At 62.4% G+C, this 19,772-nt stretch carries 18 protein-coding genes; 10 read left to right on the plus strand and 8 right to left on the minus strand.

The features are described 5' to 3' along the window. Positions 1 to 90: 90 nt before the first annotated feature. Both ACIQUG_RS01355 and ACIQUG_RS01360 read left to right on the plus strand, forming a co-directional pair. Entirely contained in the window at positions 91 to 582 is a 492-nt protein-coding gene (locus ACIQUG_RS01355) for a GNAT family N-acetyltransferase (RefSeq protein WP_402316658.1), read from the plus strand. Positions 583 to 714: 132 nt separating this feature from the next. Then, positions 715 to 2,166 (plus strand): diguanylate cyclase, encoded by a 1,452-nt coding sequence (locus ACIQUG_RS01360; RefSeq protein WP_402316661.1) that lies wholly within the window; start codon positions 715 to 717, stop codon positions 2,164 to 2,166. Positions 2,167 to 2,243: 77 nt separating this feature from the next. Here ACIQUG_RS01360 and ACIQUG_RS01365 read toward each other — a convergent pair whose 3' ends face one another. Further along, a complete protein-coding gene (locus tag ACIQUG_RS01365; RefSeq protein ID WP_043614127.1) occupies positions 2,244 to 2,498 on the minus strand; it encodes a YjhX family toxin in 255 nt (84 codons plus the stop codon). 205 nt (positions 2,499 to 2,703) lie between these two features. After that, entirely contained in the window at positions 2,704 to 2,982 is a 279-nt protein-coding gene (locus ACIQUG_RS01370) for a DUF1294 domain-containing protein (RefSeq protein ID WP_402316664.1), read from the minus strand. Positions 2,983 to 3,142: 160 nt separating this feature from the next. Between ACIQUG_RS01370 and gatB the strand changes: the two genes are divergently transcribed. The 5 genes from gatB (at position 3,143) to ACIQUG_RS01395 (ending at position 6,814) form a co-directional block, all read left to right on the plus strand. Next, positions 3,143 to 4,645: an Asp-tRNA(Asn)/Glu-tRNA(Gln) amidotransferase subunit GatB gene (gene gatB / locus ACIQUG_RS01375; protein ID WP_043614196.1), complete on the plus strand. Its 1,503-nt coding sequence runs from the start codon at positions 3,143 to 3,145 to the stop codon at positions 4,643 to 4,645. A 3-nt stretch (positions 4,646 to 4,648) separates the two neighbouring features. Further along, entirely contained in the window at positions 4,649 to 5,143 is a 495-nt protein-coding gene (locus ACIQUG_RS01380; RefSeq protein WP_402316667.1) for a GNAT family N-acetyltransferase, read from the plus strand. Between the two features lie 125 nt (positions 5,144 to 5,268). Beyond that, the gene (locus tag ACIQUG_RS01385) at positions 5,269 to 5,736 is read left to right on the plus strand and encodes a GNAT family N-acetyltransferase (RefSeq protein WP_402316670.1); all 468 of its coding nucleotides are present in this window, start codon (positions 5,269 to 5,271) and stop codon (positions 5,734 to 5,736) included. 108 nt (positions 5,737 to 5,844) lie between these two features. After that, positions 5,845 to 6,240: an NADH:ubiquinone oxidoreductase subunit NDUFA12 gene (locus ACIQUG_RS01390; RefSeq protein WP_043614139.1), complete on the plus strand. Its 396-nt coding sequence runs from the start codon at positions 5,845 to 5,847 to the stop codon at positions 6,238 to 6,240. A 121-nt stretch (positions 6,241 to 6,361) separates the two neighbouring features. Continuing rightward, positions 6,362 to 6,814: a DUF2155 domain-containing protein gene (locus ACIQUG_RS01395; protein ID WP_043614142.1), complete on the plus strand. Its 453-nt coding sequence runs from the start codon at positions 6,362 to 6,364 to the stop codon at positions 6,812 to 6,814. 39 nt (positions 6,815 to 6,853) lie between these two features. On the opposite strand, the gene aat is transcribed toward ACIQUG_RS01395, so the two are convergent. From aat to ACIQUG_RS01420, 5 genes are all read right to left on the minus strand, one after another. Continuing rightward, the gene (aat, locus tag ACIQUG_RS01400) at positions 6,854 to 7,468 is read right to left on the minus strand and encodes a leucyl/phenylalanyl-tRNA--protein transferase (protein WP_043614144.1); all 615 of its coding nucleotides are present in this window, start codon (positions 7,466 to 7,468) and stop codon (positions 6,854 to 6,856) included. A 10-nt stretch (positions 7,469 to 7,478) separates the two neighbouring features. Then, complete coding sequence (gene accC / locus ACIQUG_RS01405) at positions 7,479 to 8,822, minus strand: acetyl-CoA carboxylase biotin carboxylase subunit (protein WP_043614147.1); 1,344 nt, start codon at positions 8,820 to 8,822, stop codon at positions 7,479 to 7,481. Between the two features lie 12 nt (positions 8,823 to 8,834). Beyond that, on the minus strand, positions 8,835 to 9,314 hold the full coding sequence (gene accB, locus ACIQUG_RS01410; RefSeq protein WP_043614150.1) for an acetyl-CoA carboxylase biotin carboxyl carrier protein: 480 nt from the start codon (positions 9,312 to 9,314) through the stop codon (positions 8,835 to 8,837). Between the two features lie 25 nt (positions 9,315 to 9,339). Continuing rightward, complete coding sequence (gene aroQ, locus ACIQUG_RS01415) at positions 9,340 to 9,786, minus strand: type II 3-dehydroquinate dehydratase (RefSeq protein WP_402316675.1); 447 nt, start codon at positions 9,784 to 9,786, stop codon at positions 9,340 to 9,342. Between the two features lie 106 nt (positions 9,787 to 9,892). After that, positions 9,893 to 10,660, minus strand: coding sequence for a DsbA family protein (locus tag ACIQUG_RS01420; RefSeq protein ID WP_402316677.1), 768 nt, complete (start codon positions 10,658 to 10,660; stop codon positions 9,893 to 9,895). A gap of 233 nt (positions 10,661 to 10,893) precedes the next feature. On the opposite strand from ACIQUG_RS01420, the gene ACIQUG_RS01425 reads away from it, so the two are divergent. Then, entirely contained in the window at positions 10,894 to 12,051 is a 1,158-nt protein-coding gene (locus ACIQUG_RS01425) for a pyridoxal phosphate-dependent aminotransferase (protein ID WP_402316680.1), read from the plus strand. 112 nt (positions 12,052 to 12,163) lie between these two features. Here the strand turns inward: ACIQUG_RS01425 and ACIQUG_RS01430 are convergent, their stop codons facing one another. Continuing rightward, the gene (locus ACIQUG_RS01430) at positions 12,164 to 14,962 is read right to left on the minus strand and encodes a ribonuclease E/G (RefSeq protein ID WP_402316683.1); all 2,799 of its coding nucleotides are present in this window, start codon (positions 14,960 to 14,962) and stop codon (positions 12,164 to 12,166) included. Between the two features lie 748 nt (positions 14,963 to 15,710). Between ACIQUG_RS01430 and ACIQUG_RS01435 the strand changes: the two genes are divergently transcribed. After that, positions 15,711 to 16,955: an N-acetylmuramoyl-L-alanine amidase gene (locus ACIQUG_RS01435; protein WP_402316685.1), complete on the plus strand. Its 1,245-nt coding sequence runs from the start codon at positions 15,711 to 15,713 to the stop codon at positions 16,953 to 16,955. Positions 16,956 to 17,293: 338 nt separating this feature from the next. After that, positions 17,294 to 19,747: a penicillin-binding protein 1A gene (locus ACIQUG_RS01440; RefSeq protein WP_043614161.1), complete on the plus strand. Its 2,454-nt coding sequence runs from the start codon at positions 17,294 to 17,296 to the stop codon at positions 19,745 to 19,747. The last annotated feature ends 25 nt before the right edge of the window (positions 19,748 to 19,772 follow it).

Consider the following 19,772-nt stretch of genomic DNA (forward strand, 5'->3'; position numbering starts at 1 on the left):
GGGCGGCACCGACGGTGCCGCCCTTTCCACTTCTGCCGCCTACTTCTGCTGCATTGATCGACACTCTTGTCGCGGAAGGAGACCCGCGTCGTGCCCGTCATCCGCCATGCCCGCGCCGGCGACGTTGAACGACTGGCCGAAATCGGCCTTAGGGCCTGGCAATCGGCAATCGCAGGCCTTGCCGATGGCGAAAAAATGCGGCGCGTGGCCGAGACCGCATTTCTCCGTTTTCTGTCCGATCACTGGCTTTCCGTTTTGCTCGTCGAAGGCGAAGGCGCCATCTGCGGCTGGGTGGCGTGCGAGAACTTCGACAATGCGATCTCCGATCTGTGGATCGAGCCGCAACTCCAGGGCAGGGGCTTCGGCGGGCTGCTACTTGGCGAGATCGAGCGCCGCATTGCTGCGGACGGCTTCGACGCCGTCACCACCAAGACACACGCGCGCAACGACCGCGCCGTGCGCTTCTTCCGCAATCACGGCTATGGCGTGAGCTGGCTGTCGACCGCCTATGCGCCACAACTCGACAGCGACGTCGCCTTCATCGGCCTGAGCAAATCCCTGGAGCAGACCCCGGGTCCCTGACACCCTGCCGCCCCATGCATGGCAGCCACGCGCAAAGCGGGCTGGCCTATTCACACCGCATTCATTAGGCCCATGAAATATTATGGGGTATGACGTGGTGGTGGGGCACCGCAAGGGGGGCGCTTGTTGCAGATGCTGGATAAAACGGTTCCGCAACCGTTGGTTCTGAGACCTTTCCACCATTCGTTTTGGCTTGCCGGCCTGGGCGTGATCGTCTTCACCGCCTGCGTGCTCGGCATCTTGAGCCGCCCTGTCGGCATGCTGGCCTCGATCTGGCCGGCAAATGCGATCCTGCTCGGCCTGCTGATCAGAAGACCGTCGCTTGCCAGCCCGGCTGGATGGTCGACGGCGGCACTGGCCTACGTACTTGCGGACCTGGTGACCGGTGCGGATCTCTCTGAAGCCGCGGCGCTGAATACGGCGAACATGGTCGGCGTCGTCATCGGTTTCCTGCTCTATCGCCGCTTTTCGCCGGAGCACCGGCATCTGCGCCGGGCGCGCTCGGTGCTTTACATGTTCGTGGCATCCTCCCTGGCGGCGATGGGCGCCTCGCTCGTCGGAGCGGTTGCTGTTCACCTGTCGTTCGGCAAACCCGTCACGGAAGCATTCGTCGCCTGGCTCACCACCGAGCTGGTCAATTATGTGGTTCTGCTCCCGGTCTTCCTGGCAGCGCCGCTTCCTGAAGACGGCTTGCGATCCCGTGGCGCGCGAGTGGCGGCGTCGGCGGCCCCGGCTTCAGCAACGGTCTGGCCGTTCGTCTCCCTGGTTCTGTCCTGCGCTGCGGCGCTCTTCGTCGGTGGGCCGGGCGCTTTCGCCTTTCCGGTGCCGGCGCTTTTGTGGTGCGCGCTCAGCTATGGTCTGTTTCCAGTGACGATCCTGACGGCGATCGTCTGTGTGCTGACGCAGATTGCCGTTGCCTCCGGCGCCCTGCATCTCGGCGTCAGCGGCGTTGCCGAGGAGACGCTCACCTCCACCCGGCTGGGAACGACCCTGCTTGCGCTTTGCCCGCTGGCGGTCGCCAGCGTCGATGCGGCACGGCGGGCGCTGATCGGCCGTCTGTCCCATGCGGTCGACTATGATTTCCTGACGCAATGTCTGGCGCGTGCGACCTTCATGTCGCGTGCCGCCGCGCTGATCGCAGCACCGGTCGCCCGAAAAGGCGGAACGGTGGTGATGATGCTCGACATCGACCGCTTCAAGGCGATCAATGACACCTATGGTCATGCCGTCGGCGATCAGGTGCTGATTTCCGTCGCCGGCGTCGTTCGCGCGGCATTGCGCGGTGACGATCTCGTCGGACGGCTTGGGGGCGAAGAGTTCGCCGTTGTGCTGGTTCGGCAATCCCCGACCGATGCGCTCAAGGTTGCCGAGCGGCTGCTCGAGGCCGTGCGGGCGCTTCATATCGATCTGGAGCAGGGCGGAAGCATCGCCGTCACCATCAGCATCGGCGCCGCCGAAGTCCTGACCCAAGACGCCGGTCTCGACGGTCTGCTCTTGGCGGCCGACCGTGCGCTCTACCAGGCGAAGGCCAAGGGCCGCGATCGCGTACAATGCGTGGTTCCGTCAGGTGCTGACGTTACGTGAAGAGCTTCCGTAAAGTCATGTGCGCATCTGACGATACCGGGCATGCTCGCATGCCCGGTATCGTTCGTGTTGCGTGATTAGCGGTTGTTGAGTTCGGAGCGTACGAGCTGCAGCCCGCGTTCCGTGATGCGGTAGGGTTGTCCGCCTGACGATGAGATCGCCTTCTTCCGCTTCAATTTGCGGAAGAGTTCGAGGTCGAAGCCGGGATAGACCCAGCCGTCACGGGTGAAGCACCGGATTTCGGTGATCGCCTTTTCTTCGCGGATGATTTCGATGCGACCGCCCTGGGCCAAATGATGAAGAATGCGCTGCTCTGCGCGCGAGATGTCCATTGTCTGAATGTTCCGGAATAGCGTTCGGAAGAACGCAGGAAAACGTTCCGCAAATCTCTGGAAAAGCGGGGTGACGTTTTCGGCCCGTGCGCGCAATCAAGGGATTACGCGGACGGGCTTTACCGGGACTCAGGCGAAGACAGGAACATCAAAACTCCAAAATAACGGTTGTTTCCTAAAAGACCGCCGGCCGCCCGTCAAGACATCATTGCAACGCCAGGGTGCCGATGGCCGCCAGCGCCACTTGGAAAACGATGATCAGCGCAAGGCGCGTGCGAAAGGGTTCCTTGCGTGTCTTGTGCCGGAAGAGATGGCGCGCCGTCATCGCTCCCGGGCTGCCACCGAAAAAGGCGACCGTCAGCAGCGTCCGCTCGCTGATCCGCCGTTTGCCGGACCGCGCCGCTCGCTTGTCGTACCAGAACAGCCCGAAGGCAGCCAAGTTGACGAGAATTGCGAACGCGAGCAAGGCAAAGGTGATGGACATGGCCGAAGTCTTGCCGATAGGCGCTAAACGGTGGTTAAGAGACGCCCGCTGTTTGCATGAGATTGCAGATGGCGCGTCTGATCCAGCCGAACAACTTGCACCGGCGGACCAATTGTTCTACCGAGAAACCAAGAATTCAGGCTTCAAAGAAGAGCATGATATGAGCATTGTCGACGTCCGCACTCCCGATCCGAAACGCTTCATCCCTGGCGCCACTGGCGACTGGGAAGTCATCATCGGCATGGAAGTCCATGCCCAGGTGCTTTCCAATTCGAAGCTGTTTTCGGGCGCTTCGACGGAGTTCGGCAATGCGCCGAATGCGAACGTCTCGCTGGTCGATGCCGCCATGCCCGGCATGCTGCCTGTGATCAACGAGGAATGCGTGAAGCAGGCGGTGCGCACCGGTCTCGGTCTCAAGGCCGCGATCAACAATCGCTCGATCTTCGACCGCAAGAACTATTTCTATCCGGACCTGCCGCAGGGCTATCAGATCTCGCAGTTCAAGGATCCTATCGTCGGCGAAGGCAAGATCATCATTTCGGTCGGCCCGGACCGCCAGGGCCAGTTCGAGGATGTCGAGATCGGCATCGAGCGTCTGCATCTCGAACAGGATGCTGGCAAGTCCATGCACGACCAGCATCCGTCGATGTCCTATGTCGATCTCAACCGCTCCGGCGTCGCGCTGATGGAGATCGTCTCCAAGCCGGACATGCGCTCGTCGGATGAGGCGAAGGCCTATATGACGAAGCTGCGCTCGATCGTGCGCTACCTCGGCACGTGCGACGGCAACATGGACGAAGGCTCGATGCGCGCCGACGTCAACGTGTCCGTTCGTCGTCCGGGCGAGGGCTTCGGCACGCGCTGCGAAATCAAGAACGTCAACTCGATCCGCTTCATCGGCCAGGCAATCGAATACGAGGCACGCCGCCAGATCGGAATTCTCGAGGACGGTGGCAGCATCGACCAGGAAACCCGCCTGTTCGACCCGAACAAGGGCGAGACCCGCTCGATGCGCTCCAAGGAAGATGCGCACGACTACCGCTATTTCCCGGATCCGGACCTGCTGCCGCTCGAATTCGACGATGCATTCGTCGCGGCGCTGAAGGCCGACCTGCCGGAGTTGCCCGACGACAAGAAGGAGCGCTTCGTGCGCGACCTCGGCCTCTCGGTCTATGACGCCTCGGTGCTCGTCTCCGAAAAGTCGATCGCCGACTATTTCGAGGCGGTTGCCGAAGGCCGCGACGGCAAGATTGCCGCCAACTGGGTCATCAACGACCTGCTCGGTGCCTTGAACAAAGCCGGCAAAGCCATTGAAGAGACTCCGGTTTCCCCGGCACAGCTCGGCGGCATCATCGACCTCATCAAGGCCGAGACCATCTCCGGCAAGATCGCCAAGGACCTGTTCGAGATCGTCTGGAACGAGGGTGGCGATCCGGCTGAGATCGTCGAAGCGCGCGGCATGAAGCAGGTGACCGACACCGGCGCCATCGAGAAGGCCGTCGACGAGATCATCGCCGCCAACCCGGATCAGGTCGCCAAGGTGCAGGCCAAGCCCTCGCTTGCCGGCTGGTTCGTCGGCCAGGTGATGAAGGCAACCGGCGGCAAGGCCAATCCGCAGGCCGTACAGGCGCTGGTCAAGGCCAAGCTCGGCATCGAGGAATAAGCGATGTTCTTCGTGCGCACGGCAAGCGAGCGCGACCTGGAGAAGGTTCGCGCTCTGCTCCTCGACACGTGGCACGCGACCTATGACACTTTCTACGGTGTCGAGAAGGTCAACGAACTGAACGAGCGCTGGCATTCGCTGCCGGCGCTCAAAGCCCGGCTCGCGCGCAAGAACGCCGAGTTCCTCGTTGCCGACGACGGAAGGCAGCTTGGTGGCATGGGCTATGCGGCGATGTCCGACACGCAGGCCAAGACGGTGGTGCTGCACCAGCTTTACGTCCTTCCGAAGTTCCAGCGCCAGGGCGTCGGCCGCGATATCTTCGCCGAGCTCGAGACCTGCTTTCCGGACGCCGAGCGCATGCGCGTCGAGGTCGAGCCGCAGAACCTGCATGCACTCACCTTCTATCGGGCGCATGGCTTTGCCGATGTGGGCGAGACCCCGGGCGACGACCCGTCCGGCCTGCCGGCCATCGTTCTAGAAAAGCCGCTTCTCGGCTAGGCGATCCGCCCGGTTGCCTGAAGTTTCGCATGCCTGTGGATAAGCTTGAGAGAAACGGCGCTGTCATCGCGCCGTTACCTCGGGGTGTTTGATCCGCAGCCGATGAACGATGTGAGCGGAGAACCATGGACGCGACCGAACTCATGATCCGCAAGGCTGAGCGCAAGGACCTCGAAGCGATCGTCGCGCTCTTCGCCAATGATCCCCTCGGCGGCCACGGCGACACGACCGACGCTGAGGCCTTCGCAGACTACGCCGCCGCCTACGACCGGATTGAAGCCTCGACGCTGCAGACGCTGTTCGTCGCGGTTCTCGAAGGGCAGGTCGTCGGCACCTTTCAAACCGCGCTGCACACGTCGCTGTCCGGGCGGGGAAGCTCCAGCCTGATCGTCGAAGCCGTCCAGACGCGCGCCGACATGCGCGGCCGTGGGATCGGCGAACGGATGATGGGCCATGCAATTGCCGAGGCGCGGGAGAAGGGGGCCAGGAAGGTGAGGCTCACGTCCAACGCCGTGCGCACCGATGCGCATCGCTTCTATGAGCGCCTAGGCTTTGCGCGCAGCCATTTCGGCTTTCAACTACCGTTGAAATGACCGCCTTTACCTCGGAATCACTGGACAAGCCCTGAGCGGCGGGGCATAAGCGGGAACATTGTTTTGGTATCTGGCCGCCTTCCCAACGGCCGGTCAAGGACGGCATCCATGAAGCTCCTGCTGCAGATTTTCACCTGGTGGAACGAACAGACGATCGGAACGCGCTTTCACACCTGGCGCCACGGTCAACGGGTCGGTCAAGACGAACTCGGCAATGTCTACTACCAGGGCGGCAAGGACTCTGAAGGTCGCACCCGCCGCTGGGTGATCTACAACGGCTACGCCGAAGCTTCCGCCATTCCGGCCGGCTGGCACGGCTGGATGCACCACCGGACCGACGTTTCGCCGGCCGATGAAAAGTACACGCCACGCGAATGGCAGAAGGCGCACCGCGCCAATCCGACCGGCACGGCCAACGCCTACCGCCCGCAAGGCTCGATCGCTGCCACCGGCAAGCGCCCGCGCGTGACCGGCGACTACGACGCCTGGACGCCCGGCTCCTGAATAATCTGTTCTCAGTGACGACGACGGACCGCGGAATGGGTTCCTCGATCATGGCGCGGCCACAATTGATGGTTAGCGCCTGAAATCCATGACGAACAGGATACGCGGGAGACAGGCGACGATGGCAGGTTCTGATCTGCGCAAGGCAATCGGCCAAGGAGCACGGCGCTTGGGCTTGTCCCTGCTTGCCGCCTTGCCGCTGGTCGCATCTGCGGAAGCCGTTGACGCAGCCCGCCTTTCCAACGCCGTTGCCGTCTTCTCCGGCATCGACAAGATCACCGGCCGCATCACCACCTTCGACGTCTATATCGGCGAGACCGTGCAGTTCGGCGCCCTCCAGGTCACGCCGCGCGTCTGCTACAGCCGCGACGACACGGAAGCGCAGAAGATCACCACCTTCGTCGAGGTCGAGGAAATCACGCTCGACCGCAAGATCCGCCGCATCTTCACCGGCTGGATGTTTGCCGACAGCCCCGGTCTGAACGCCGTCGAGCATCCGGTCTATGACGTCTGGCTGCAGTCCTGCAAGGCGACCTCGGACCTGCCGCCGCCGGATACCGCGCAGAAGCGCTGAGCGGCGGGGCATATCCCCATTCTTTAAAATCTGGCTTGGTTAGAAGGCGAGGTCGGGCGACGACATCGCGTTCGCGAGCAACACTTCGTATTCCGCCTTCGGCACGTCGACGGCGCCGAACGACTTCAGGTGTTCGGTGGTGAACTGTGTATCGAGCAGTTCGAAGCCGCGCGCCTTCAGTCGCTCGACCAGATGCACGAGGCAGATCTTCGAGGCGTCTGTGCGTCTGGAAAACATGCTTTCGCCGAAGAAGGCCGAGCCGAGCGAAACCCCGTAAAGCCCCCCGACCAGTTGGTCGCCTTCCCAGGCTTCGACGCTGTGGGCATAGCCCATCGAGTGCAGTGTCGCGTAGAGCGTGCGGATCTTGTTGTTGATCCAGGTGGTTGGCCGGTCGGGAGCAGGGGCAGCACAGCCGTCCATGACCGCTTCGAAGGCGGTGTTGAAGCGGATGTCGAAAGGCTTTCGGCGGATGGTCTTGGCGAGGCTGCGAGAGGTGTGGAAGCCTGCGAGCGGGATCACCCCGCGAATTTCCGGCTCGACCCAGAAGAGCTCCGGATCATCGGCCGAATCGGCCATCGGGAAGAGGCCGATCGAATAGGCGCGCAGCAGCATGTCCGGCGTAATATCGGGCTGCTTGCTGCGCGTCCCTTTCAATGTCTGGTCCTTACTCGGACGTCGCGGCCAGATGCTTCTCCAGCCAGTGGATGTCGTAGTCGCCGTTGGCAATGTCCTGATTATTGATCAGGTCCTGGAACAGCGGAAGCGTCGTCTTGATGCCGTCGATGACAAATTCGTCAAGCACGCGGCGCAGGCGCATCATGCATTCGACGCGCGTACGGCCATGCACGATCAGCTTGCCGATCAGGCTGTCGTAGTAAGGCGGGATCCGGTAACCCTGATAGGCGCCTGAATCGACGCGCACGCCAAGACCGCCCGGCGCATGGAAATGCGTGATCGTGCCCGGGGAGGGAACGAAGGTGCGCGGGTCTTCGGCATTGATGCGGCACTCGATCGCGTGGCCGGAAAACACGATGTCTTCCTGCTGGACCGAGAGACCGCCGCCGGAGGCGACGCGGATCTGCTCATGCACGAGGTCGATGCCGGTGATCGCTTCGGTGATCGGATGCTCCACCTGGAGACGGGTGTTCATTTCGATGAAATAGAACTCGCCGTTCTCGTAGAGGAACTCGACCGTGCCGGCGCCGCGATACTTCAGCTTCTTCATCGCGTCGGCGCAGATCTGGCCGATCTTCATGCGCTGGTCGACGTTGAGGGCCGGGGAATTCGCCTCTTCCCAGACCTTCTGGTGACGGCGCTGAAGCGAGCAATCGCGTTCGCCGAGGTGCACCGCATTGCCGGCGCCGTCGCCGACGACCTGGATTTCGATGTGACGCGGCTTGGAGAGGTACTTCTCCATGTAGACGGCGTCGTTGCCGAAAGCCGCAAGCGCTTCGGTGCGGGCCGTCGCAACGGCTTCCTCGAGGTCCGCCTCGCTGCGGGCGACCTTCATGCCGCGGCCGCCGCCACCGGCGGTCGCCTTGATCAGGACCGGGAAACCGATCTTGCGGGCGACTTCGAGCGCGTTTTCCGGCTTCACTTCGCCGTCTGATCCCGGAACGACCGGGATGCCTAGTTCCTGCGCCGTCTGCTTGGCGGTGATCTTGTCACCCATGATGCGGATGTGTTCCGCCGTCGGGCCGATGAAGGTGATGTCGTGCGCTTCGAGGATTTCGGCGAACTTGGCGTTTTCCGACAGGAAGCCGTAGCCCGGATGCACTGCGTCGGCACCGGTGATTTCGCAGGCGGCGACGATCTGGTGAATGTTCAGATAGCTATCGCGCGAGGGCGGCGGGCCGATGCAGACGCTCTCGTCGGCGAGGCGCACATGCATGGCGTCGGCGTCGGCCGTGGAATGAACGGCGACCGTGGCGATGCCGAGTTCCTTGCAGGCACGAAGCACGCGAAGGGCGATTTCGCCGCGATTGGCAATGAGAATTTTCGAGATCATCGCCGCGCCGCCTTATTCGATTACGATCAGCGGTTCGCCATATTCGACGGGGGCTGCGTCCTGGACGAAGATTTCGGTGACCTTGCCCGAGCGCGGAGCCGGGATCTGGTTCATCGTCTTCATCGCTTCGATGATGAGGATCGTCTGGCCTTCCTTGACCGTGGCACCGACCTCAACGAAGGGGCGGGCTCCCGGTGCGGGGGACAGATAGGCAGTACCGACCATCGGCGCAGTCACGGCATTCTTCGACGCACGGGCGCTTTCGGCGGCTGGAGCTGCAACGGCGTTTGCCGGGGCGGCCGCTGCGGCGGGCATCTGGTAAGCCGGCATCTGCGGCATGGCCATCGGCATCGCAACCGGCGTGCCGTTGCGCGAAACGCGAATGCGCAGGTCGTCCTGCTCGACTTCGATCTCGGTCAGATCGGTGTCCTTGAGAATGTTGGCGAGATCGCGGATCAGCGCCTGGTCGATACCTGGTTTCTTGTCAGCCATGGAATATGAGCCTCTTGTGTTCTTTTTATTTCGACGGATTTGTCAGGTTCTTTAGCGCATGCAGCGCAAGAATGTAACTCTGGGCGCCGAAGCCGCAGATGACGCCCTTGACGGCGGGTGCGATCATCGACTTGTGGCGGAACTCCTCACGCGCATGGATGTTCGAGAGGTGCAGTTCGACGACCGGAATGCCGATGGCGCGGATGGCATCGTGAAGTGCGATCGACGTGTGGCCATAGGCAGCCGGGTTGATTGCCACGCCCACGGCGACGTTGCCGGCCTCGTGCAGCCAATCGACCAGCGTTCCCTCATGGTTCGACTGGCGGAAATCGACGTCGAAGCCGAGCGCCTTGCCTTCCGCCTTGCACATGGCCTCGATGTCGGCCAGCGTCTGGCCGCCATAAATACCCGGTTCGCGCTTGCCCAGCGCATTTAGGTTGGGGCCGTTCAGCACGAAAATGGTCGATGGCATAAGGGATTCCGGTCCGGTCATGGAGGGTTACCTATAGACTGATGGTCCCGCGAGGAAAAGCCCTTTGGGCCCCCGCGGGATTTGTCCACAGTCATGGGAAGGTTTGTCAGCAGGCGGTCTTGCCGCATTCGCGCATATTGGCGACCTTGCCTTCGATCTCCTCGGCGCCGACGGCTCCGAAGACCGCTTCGTTGCCGATGACGTAGGAAGGCGTTCCCGTGATGCCGAGGTCGTTGGCAAGGCTGTAGGCCTCGCGCACGGCCGCGTCATGCGGCTCCTTTTCCATCTTGGCGCGAAGGTCCTTTTCGGAAACGCCGAGCTTGGCGGCAACCGCAAGCGCCGTCTCCTCCGTGGCGCGGTCCTCGCCGCCGAGCAGCGCCCGGTGGAAGTCACCGTATTTTTCCGGAGCGACCAGGCGGAAGGCGGCGCTCACCTTGTGGGCGGCCAGCGAATCCGGGCCGAGGATCGGCAGCTCCTTCAGCACGAAGCGCACGTTCTTGTCCTTGGCGAGGATGTCGTCCATGTCGGAAAGCGCGCGTTTGCAGTAGCCGCAATTGTAGTCGTAGAACTCGACGACGGTGACGTCGCCCTTGGGGTTGCCGAGCACCATATCGTAGTCGGAATTGAAGATCGCCTTCTTGTTCTCGGTGATCGCGCCTTCCGCCGCTTCCTGCTGCTTGGCGCGCTGTTTCGTCGTCAGCGCCTCCTGGACCTCGAGCATGATCTCCGGATTGGCGATCAGGTATTCCTTGATGAAGGCGCCGATCTCTTCCTTCTGCTTCGCGTCGAGCGCGAAAGCGTTCTGGGGCAGGCTGACCCCGGCTACGAGCGCTACGAGCGTCCCGGCGGCAATCATCTTGGTGCTGAAGTTCATTTCTACCTCGTTGTCCTTGCGTATCCCGTGTGTCGTCCATCGCGTGTCGCCGGGGCAACCGGCTGTTCTGAATGACAACAGGATTCCTCGTATCCGCAATATGCCGGCAGCATAGGGTGGGTGCTGCGGAAACGAAACGGCAAAATCGGCGGAAATACGGCACTCGCGGACTTGTGAAGGTCATTTTCATCGGGCAAAGGGCTGGAGAACAGCCGCATATCGAGGATTTTCCGTTGGTAGATTTGTCAAAACGTAGTGCCGTCGAACCTTTCCATGCGATGGACGTACTTGCGGAGGCGACCCGTCGCCGCGATGCCGGCCACCCGGTGATCTCGATGGCGGTTGGGCAGCCAGCCCACCCAGCACCCAAGGCAGCGCTCGACGCTGCGCGCAAGGGGCTTGAGCATGGCAGGCTCGGCTATACAGACGCACTCGGCACCTTGTCGCTGCGCACCGCGATCGCCCGGCACTATGAAAAGCGCCACGGCATCGCGCTCGATCCGCAGCGGGTGGCGGTCACCACCGGCTCATCCGCCGGTTTCAATCTCGCCTTCCTGGCTCTCTTCGATCCCGGCGACTGTGTTGCCATTGCGCGGCCGGGCTACCCAGCCTACCGCAACATCCTCGCGGCCCTCGGCCTGACCGTCGTCGAGGTCGAGGCCAATGCCGAGACCGGCTTCACCCTGACGCCCGAAAGTCTTTCACGTGCCGCTGCGAAATTAGGCCGTCCTTTAAAGGGCGTGCTTTTGGCGAGCCCGGCCAATCCGACCGGCACCGTGACGGGCAGGGCCGGCCTCAAGGCGCTGGCTGACTATTGCCGAGCCGAATCGATTGCCTTCATCTCCGACGAGATCTATCACGGGCTGACCTTTGCCGGCGAAGAGGCCAGCGCGCTGGAGGTGACCGACGAGGTGATCGTCATCAACTCCTTCTCGAAATACTACTGCATGACCGGCTGGCGGATTGGCTGGATGGTGCTGCCGGCCGACAAGGTGCGCGGTTTCGAGCGCATCGCCCAGAGCCTCTACATCTCGCCGCCCGAGCTCTCGCAGATTGCGGCAGAAGCAGCACTCGACGTGCCTGAGGAACTCGACCGCTACAAGACCGCCTATGCCGCCAACCGGGACATGCTGATGAAGCGCTTGCCGGAGATCGGCTTCGCGATCGCCTCGCCGATGGACGGCGCCTTCTACGCCTACGTGGATGTCACGCGCTTTACCAATGACAGCATGGCCTTTGCCAAGCGGATGCTCGCCGAGATCAATGTCGCGGCGACCCCTGGATTCGACTTCGATCCGCTGGAAGGGCACCGCACGATGCGCTTCTCCTATGCTGGCGCCGAGGCCGACATGGTCGAGGCGATGGACAGGATCGGACGCTGGCTGGCGTGACCGCCTGAGCGAACGGGCAGGGGCAAAGTCCCTTCTGTCATCCGTCTAAAGGAAAAGGCCCGGATCGCTCCGGGCCTTTCATATTTTCAGAGCTTGGCGCTTGCAGCGCGGCTTAGAAGAAGCCGCGGCGCTGCCACCAGCCACCCTTTTTCGGCTTGGCCGGCTCTTCCTCTTCGGGCTTCGTCGCGCTCGACGTCACCACCGGTTCGGAAGCGATCTTCGAGAGGTCGCGGTTGGCGCGCACCGGCTTGGTCTCGGCAAGGTCGGCCGCAGCCTCTTCCACCGCTTCGACGGCCGGGTCGGCAACGGCGGGCTGGTCTTCGATCGCTGCCTGAGCAACTTCGTCGACGCTGACTGCCGGCTCTTCAGCCTTGACGGCCTTCTTGCGGGTGCGCTTCGGCTTGGCAGGCTTTGCGTCCGCCACCTCGACTTCTTCGGCAACCACAGCCGTTTCCTCGACGGCGACAGCCACTTCGACCTCGGCTGCAGCGGCCGGTGCCTCTACGGCTTCGGCTTCGTCTGCGCCATCGTCGCCGGCTTCGGCATCGGCATCGGCATCGAGCTGGCCTTCACCTTCGCCTTCCGGACGGTTGCGGCGGCCGCCACGCTTGCCGCGGCGGCGGCGCTTGCGCTTCTGATCGCCATCAGCGGCCGCGGCGTCTGCATCGACGCCCTCGTCCTCGCCTTCGTCCTCATCGGAACCGTCGTCAGCATCGCCTGCCGATTCGGAAACCTGGAGGGCGCTGCCTTCGGCCTGCTGGCCACCCTTGCCGCGACGGCGGCGACGGCGCTTGCGCTTGCGTCCATTCTGATCGTCGGACTGGGCAACAGCCTTCGGCTGTTCCTGGCGCTGTTCGCCGGCGACTTCTTCTGCTTCTTCCTCGTCGAGATCCTCTTCGATCACGACGTCGTCTTCTTCCTCTTCCGGCTCGAAGTGCAGAAGCTGCTCGATCTTCACCGGGTTTTCGACCGGCTCGCCGCGATCGATCGCGAAGTGCTGTGCGCCGACATGGGCGTCAGCCTCGATGATGATCGAGACGCCGAAGCGGGCTTCGTAGTCCATGATCGTGCCGCGCTTCTGGTTGAGCAGGTAGAGCGCGATATCCGGGATGGTGCGCACGGTGATGTCGTGCGTCGTGTTCTTGAGCAGATGTTCCTCGATGCCGCGCAGCACGTGCAGGGCGACGGAGGACTGCGAACGAACATGACCCGTGCCGTTGCAGTGCGGGCAGGTCTGCATCGTCGATTCGAGCACCGAGGCGCGAATGCGCTGGCGCGACATTTCGAGCAGGCCGAAATGCGAGATGCGGCCGACCTGGATGCGGGCGCGATCGTTCTTCAGGCAATCCTTCAGACGCTTCTCGACCGAGCGGTTGTTCCGCTTTTCTTCCATGTCGATGAAGTCGATGACGACGAGGCCGGCAAGGTCGCGCAGACGCAGCTGGCGTGCCACTTCTTCGGCAGCTTCCAGGTTGGTCTGGAGTGCGGTGTCTTCGATCGAGTGCTCGCGCGTCGAACGACCGGAGTTGACGTCGATCGAAACCAGAGCTTCCGTCTGGTTGATGATGATGTAGCCACCGGACTTCAGCGTTACCTGCGGCTGCAGCATGCGGTCGAGTTGCGCTTCGATGCCGGAGCGCGAGAAGATCGGATGCACGTCGCGGTAAGGCTGAACCACCTTGGCGTGGCTCGGCATCAGCATCTTCATGAAGCCCTTGGCTTCCTTGTAGCCTTCCTCGCCGGAAACGATGATCTCGCTGATGTCCTTGTTGTAGAGATCGCGGATCGAGCGCTTGATCAGGCTGCCTTCCTCATAGACGAGGCAGGGGGCTGTGGAGTTCAGCGTCAGCGTGCGGACGTTTTCCCACAGGCGCATCAGATATTCGAAGTCGCGCTTGATCTCGACCTTGGTGCGGTTGGCACCGGCGGTGCGCAGGATCACGCCCATGCCCTGCGGCACTTCGAGGCCGCGTGCGATTTCCTTCAGGCGCTTGCGGTCCTGCAGGTTGGTGATCTTGCGGGAGATGCCGCCGCCGCGTGCGGTGTTCGGCATCAGCACCGAGTAACGGCCGGCAAGCGACAGATAGGTCGTTAGTGCCGCGCCCTTGTTGCCGCGCTCTTCCTTGGCGACCTGAACGAGCAGGATCTGGCGGCGCTTGATGACTTCCTGGATACGGTACTGCTTGCGCGGCTTGCGAACCTGGCGGTCCGGAACCTCTTCCATGGCGTCTTCGGCGCCGACGGATTCGATGATTTCCTTTTCGCCGTCGTGGCTATCGTCGTCATCATCGTCGTCGTCATGGCGACGGCGGCTGTCGACATCTTCGGAAATGGCGTCGGTATCGACCATGGCAGCCATCTCGCCGCCATTGCTCTCGTCGCCATCGGCCGACGCAGCAGCGGCTTCTTCCGCAGCCTTGGCCTTGGTCTTGCGGGTGCGCTTCGGCTTCGCCTTCGGCTTTTCCGCCGGGGCTTCCTCTTCGACGACCGGTGCGGCGTCAGCGACGGCTGCGACCGGCTCGGCTTCAGCTTCCGTGACGATTTCGAGATCCACGGGAACGGAGAGTTCGCTTGCCGGGGCAGGGGCGGTCTCGACATGCTCGATGTCGTCGTCGCGCCGCGCTTCTTCGGCTTCGGCCTTCAAAAGCGCCTGACGGTCGGCGAGCGGGATCTGGTAGTAGTCGGGGTGGATTTCGGCGAAAGCCAGGAACCCGTGGCGGTTGCCGCCGTAATCGACGAAGGCGGCCTGGAGCGAGGGCTCCACCCGGGTGACCTTCGCCAAATAGATATTGCCGCGGATCTGCTTCTTGTGTTCCGACTCGAAGTCGAACTCTTCTATGCGGTTCCCGCGAACGACAACGACGCGCGTCTCTTCTGAATGAGACGCATCGATAAGCATTTTCTCTGCCATCTAAGCTGTGCTCCTCGGCGCGCCAGCGGAACGGGAGACAGACCTGCTTCCTTAGGAAGACTGCCAAACACGTCGGAAGGTGCGCCGGATATGAAAGTTCCTGTTTGGCGCAGGCGATGGTGCAGCAGCCAGACGACAGCCGGAACATGTGTGTCCCGGGGCCGCGCTACTTCTGACCGATACTGCTGAGTCAACATCAATGACCAAACAAGAATGCCAATGTCTAAGGTCTCATGAAGACCCGATGAATGCGCCCGCTTGCGGGCGTCGGTGAAAAATCACCATCAAGAACTCCGGCCACCGCCGGAAATTTGCGATCCAGTGTACGGGGAGGAAATGCAGCGACGGCGGATGAACATCTTGCGACCGCGGAAATGCGATAAGTTAACCGGTCAATCCGGTTCGACCGCACCCTGGCGCCAAGCTTTGGAGAAGCTCCGGCTGCCCGGTCGACTGTTCTATCCCGTCAACACTTTCTCCTTGTGACGCTTTTATGTTTTCTATGTCACATTGGCAAGGGAAAAGCCCGTGCCGCCACAATAATGATCGATTCGCTCGTCCACGTGGAGTAGGTCGATAAACGGTAAATCGATTGTCCCGGCTGACCGGGGAAGATGATCATTGTCAAGCATTGGTTAACCATAAGGGTTCATTGATCAACCTGTGCGTACAGCAGCCGTGCGTCGGCTGCTGTTTGGTTTTCTGAGAAAGTGGTGGAGAGCCCGAGGTGAGGCCTTTGGCGGTTTGTATGCGTGGTTCGCTGTTGTCTTTGATATCGCGCGCGGGCAGGCTTCTGCTCGGAGCATCGCTGCTAGCCGGCGGTCTTCTTTTGAACGTGCCGGCGGCAGGGGCCGTCGAGCCGGGTCCCTTGCTCGCCTTTGCGGCACGGATCGCAGGTGACGATGCACGCACGCGCGTCGTCGTCGAGTTCGATCGCAAACCGGAATTCTCCCTCCACTATGTCGCCGATCCCGTTCGTGTCGTGGTCGACCTGCCGGAAACGGCCTTCGGCCTGAAGGCAGACAGCCTTGAACCGCGCGGCCTGTTCGATGCGATCCGCTACGGCGGCATGGGCGCGGGCAGCTCCCGCATCGTTCTTTCGGCAAAAGGCCCGGTCGCGGTCACCCATGCAGAAGTCGTCGCGGAAGAGGGGGGCAAGGGCTACCGCCTCGTGCTCGATGCTGAGCGCGTCGATCAGGCGCGCTTCGATGCGCTTCTCGGTGAGCAGCAGTGGACCGGATCGGTTGCCGCCACCAAGACCGACAGGCCGGTTGCCGTCGCCCCGACGAAGGAAGGCGGGCCGTTCATCATCGCGATCGATGCGGGCCACGGCGGCATCGATACCGGCGCGCTCGCCGGCGAAACGAAGACGGAAGAGAAGCACGTTACGCTCGCCTTCGCCAAGGATCTCGTCGAAGCCTTGAACAAGGGCGCCGGGATCGAGGCTTTTCTCACCCGCGACAAGGACGTCTTCCTCTCGCTTCCCCAGCGCGTGCAGATCGCCCGCAACAAGGGCGCCCATCTCTTCATTTCGCTTCATGCGGACGCGCTGCGCCAGAAGGATATTCGCGGCGCGACGGTCTATACCATCTCCGACAAGGCCTCCGACCATCTGGCCGCAAGCCTTGCCGCGCGCGAAAACTTGTCCGACGAAATCGCCGGCGTGCCGCTTCAGAGCGAGCCGGCGGAAGTGGCCGACATCCTGATCGATCTGACGCGCCGCGAGACGCAGGCCTTCTCCGTCAACATGGCACGCGCCGTCGTTTCGTCCTTTGAGGGCCAGATCAATCTCATCAACAATCCGCACCGTTTCGCCGGCTTCCGCGTGCTGCAGGCGCCGGACGTGCCCTCGATCCTGCTTGAACTGGGCTTCCTGTCGAACAAGGAGGACGAAAAGCTCCTGCTCGACCCGGAATGGCGCAAAAAGGTTTCCGAGCGTCTTGCAGTCGCCGTGCAGCGCTACCGCGAGCAGGCTGTCGCTAGCGGCGGCTGACGTTTGAAGGCAGGTCCGGGAACGAAGTGATTTGTGTCGCCCCGGTAACAGCGCTATGCTTTTCAACGGGATGCGCACGGGATTATCGCATAACAGCCCTATTTTACGCACAATCCGGGACCTAACCGGAATTGCGCCCGGATTTGTTGAGAAACGAGTTGAAGCCCGGAGTTCCCCGCCATATGAGGAGCCGGGTTGGCGGGACGCTGCGACGCCAGACGATTTCGCGTGAAAGAGTTTGGTCGGGCCGCTGCCATAAAAGCCGGCAGGACAGAGCATGGACTGTCAGTCGGGCGGTTCGGCAATTGGACGATAATTAAGGTACCGGTATCTGACTGATGATCAGGCTGATTGGATATTTTTTCGGGATTGGCGCGTTTCTGCTGCTGGGTGTGGCCGGAGCCGTGGCGCTCTATCTTGGTGTCGTCACCAAGGACCTGCCGGACTATGAGGTGCTGGCGAAATATTCGCCGCCGGTGACCACGCGCTTCCACGCCGGCAACGGCGCGCTGATGGCGGAATATGCCCGCGAACGGCGCCTCTATCTGCCGATCCAGGCCATCCCGGATCGCGTCAAGGCAGCCTTTATCTCGGCGGAAGACAAGAACTTCTATCAGCATCCGGGCGTTGACATCACCGGTCTCGCGCGCGCCATTGCGGTAAACCTGCAGAACTTCGGCTCCGGCCGCCGTCCGGTCGGTGCCTCGACGATCACACAGCAGGTGGCCAAGAACTTCCTGCTTTCGTCCGACCAGACGATCGACCGCAAGGTCAAGGAAGCGATCCTCTCCTTCCGTATCGAGCAGGCCTACAGCAAGGACCGCATTCTCGAGCTCTATCTCAATGAGATCTTCTTCGGTCTGAACTCTTACGGCATCGCCGGCGCCGCCCTGACCTATTTCGATAAGTCGGTGACCGAGCTGACCATTGCCGAGACTGCCTATCTTGCAGCGCTTCCGAAAGGCCCGGCCAATTACCATCCGTTCCGCAAGACCGCAGCAGCGCTCGAGCGTCGCGACTGGGTGATCGACCGCATGGTCGAAAATGGCTACGTCACCAAGGCCGATGGCGAAGAGGCCAAGAAGCAGCCGCTCGGCGTCAATCCGCGCCGCGGCGGCGCCCATCTCTTTGCATCCGACTTCTTCGCAGAAGAAGTCCGTCGTCAGATCATCCAGAAGTACGGCGACAACGCGCTTTATGAAGGCGGCCTGTCGGTCCGCACGTCGCTTGACCCGCGTCTCCAGACCGCGGCACGCAAGGCCCTTCAGACCGGCCTGTTGACCTATGACGAGCGTCGCGGCTTCCACGGCCCAGTCAAGTCGATCGAGATCGGCGGCGACTGGGGCGAGCCGCTCGGTGCGGTCGTCGCCTTCAGCGACGTGCCCGAATGGAAGCTCGCTGTCGTACTTTCCGTCGATGGCCAGGGCGCCGAGATCGGCATCCAGCCGGAGAAGGAAGCTTCGGGCAAGATCGTCGCCGAGCGTGTCACCGGACACATCTCCGCCAAGAACATGCAATGGGCCTATCGCTCCGCTAGCGGCGACCGCAAGTCGGCGAAATCGCCTGAAGGCGTCTTCGGCGCCGGCGACGTGATCTATGTCGAGCCGCTCGCCGAAAAGGGTGAATATCGTCTGCGCCAGCCGCCGAAGGTGCAGGGTGGCCTCGTCGCCATGGACCCGCAGACCGGCCGCGTGCTGGCGATGGTCGGCGGCTTCTCCTATGGCCAGTCGGAATTCAACCGCGCGACCCAGGCGATGCGCCAGCCGGGCTCGTCGTTCAAGCCGTTCGTCTACGCAGCCGCACTCGACAACGGTTATACTCCGGCGTCGGTTATCCTCGATGCGCCGATCGAGATCGTCGCCGGCGGCCAGGTCTGGCGTCCGGAAAACTACGGCGGCGGCTCCGCCGGCCCGTCGACGCTGCGCCTCGGCATCGAGAAGTCGCGCAACCTGATGACCGTTCGCCTCGCCAACGACATGGGCATGAACCTCGTTGCCGAATACGCCGAGCGCTTCGGCATCTATGACAAGATGCCGCCGCTGCTCGCTATGTCGCTGGGTTCGGGCGAAACGACCGTCCTGCGCATGGTTTCGGCCTATTCGGTTCTCGCCAATGGCGGCAAGCAGATCAAGCCGTCGCTGATCGACCGTATCCAGGACCGCTACGGCAAGACGATCTTCCGCCACGAGGACCGCACCTGCGACAACTGCAACGCCGGCGATTGGCAGAACCAGGAAGAGCCTGTTCTGACCGACAACCGCGAGCAGGTGCTCGACCCGATGACCTCCTACCAGATCACGTCGATGATGGAGGGCGTGGTGCTGCGCGGTACGGCCGCGGGCAAGATCAAGCTCGACCGTCCGGTTGCCGGCAAGACCGGCACGACCAATGACGAAAAGGATGCCTGGTTCGTCGGCTATACGCCCGACATGGTCGCCGGCCTTTATCTCGGCTTCGACAACCCGGCCCCACTTGGCCGCGGCGCGACCGGCGGCAGCCTCGCCGTGCCGATCTTCAACGACTTCATGACCGAAGCGGTGAAGGGCACGCGCCCGAGCAAGTTCGTCGTGCCCGAGGGCATGAGCATGGTCGCCGTCAACCGCAAGACCGGCATGGCCGCTCAAGAGGGCGAGCCTGACACGATCATCGAGGCCTTCAAGCCCGGCACCGGTCCGGCCGACACCTTCTCGGTCATCGGCGGTCTCGACCAGTACGTGCCGCCGGAAGAGATCCTCAAGAATTCGCCACAGGCGAACCAGGCAGTGACCTCCGGTTCCAACGGCCTGTTCTAGTCCTTATACCCGTCACGCGATGCCC

Source organism: Ensifer sp. NPDC090286 (genome assembly GCF_044769565.1).
Taxonomy (GTDB): domain Bacteria; phylum Pseudomonadota; class Alphaproteobacteria; order Rhizobiales; family Rhizobiaceae; genus Ensifer.

Excerpts from the sequence above, each read along its gene's own strand:
- gatB (WP_043614196.1), top strand. The coding sequence starts at position 3,143 with ATGAGCATTGTCGACGTCCGCACTCCCGATCCGAAACGCTTCATCCCT.
- ACIQUG_RS01430 (WP_402316683.1), bottom strand. The coding sequence starts at position 14,962 with ATGGCAGAGAAAATGCTTATCGATGCGTCTCATTCAGAAGAGACGCGC.
- ACIQUG_RS01365 (WP_043614127.1), bottom strand. The coding sequence starts at position 2,498 with ATGGACATCTCGCGCGCAGAGCAGCGCATTCTTCATCATTTGGCCCAG.
- ACIQUG_RS01370 (WP_402316664.1), bottom strand. The coding sequence starts at position 2,982 with ATGTCCATCACCTTTGCCTTGCTCGCGTTCGCAATTCTCGTCAACTTG.
- ACIQUG_RS01360 (WP_402316661.1), top strand. The coding sequence starts at position 715 with ATGCTGGATAAAACGGTTCCGCAACCGTTGGTTCTGAGACCTTTCCAC.
- aroQ (WP_402316675.1), bottom strand. The coding sequence starts at position 9,786 with ATGCCATCGACCATTTTCGTGCTGAACGGCCCCAACCTAAATGCGCTG.
- ACIQUG_RS01440 (WP_043614161.1), top strand. The coding sequence starts at position 17,294 with ATGATCAGGCTGATTGGATATTTTTTCGGGATTGGCGCGTTTCTGCTG.
- ACIQUG_RS01390 (WP_043614139.1), top strand. The coding sequence starts at position 5,845 with ATGAAGCTCCTGCTGCAGATTTTCACCTGGTGGAACGAACAGACGATC.
- accB (WP_043614150.1), bottom strand. The coding sequence starts at position 9,314 with ATGGCTGACAAGAAACCAGGTATCGACCAGGCGCTGATCCGCGATCTC.
- ACIQUG_RS01385 (WP_402316670.1), top strand. The coding sequence starts at position 5,269 with ATGGACGCGACCGAACTCATGATCCGCAAGGCTGAGCGCAAGGACCTC.
- ACIQUG_RS01380 (WP_402316667.1), top strand. The coding sequence starts at position 4,649 with ATGTTCTTCGTGCGCACGGCAAGCGAGCGCGACCTGGAGAAGGTTCGC.
- ACIQUG_RS01395 (WP_043614142.1), top strand. The coding sequence starts at position 6,362 with ATGGCAGGTTCTGATCTGCGCAAGGCAATCGGCCAAGGAGCACGGCGC.
- ACIQUG_RS01435 (WP_402316685.1), top strand. The coding sequence starts at position 15,711 with ATGCGTGGTTCGCTGTTGTCTTTGATATCGCGCGCGGGCAGGCTTCTG.
- ACIQUG_RS01420 (WP_402316677.1), bottom strand. The coding sequence starts at position 10,660 with ATGAACTTCAGCACCAAGATGATTGCCGCCGGGACGCTCGTAGCGCTC.
- accC (WP_043614147.1), bottom strand. The coding sequence starts at position 8,822 with ATGATCTCGAAAATTCTCATTGCCAATCGCGGCGAAATCGCCCTTCGC.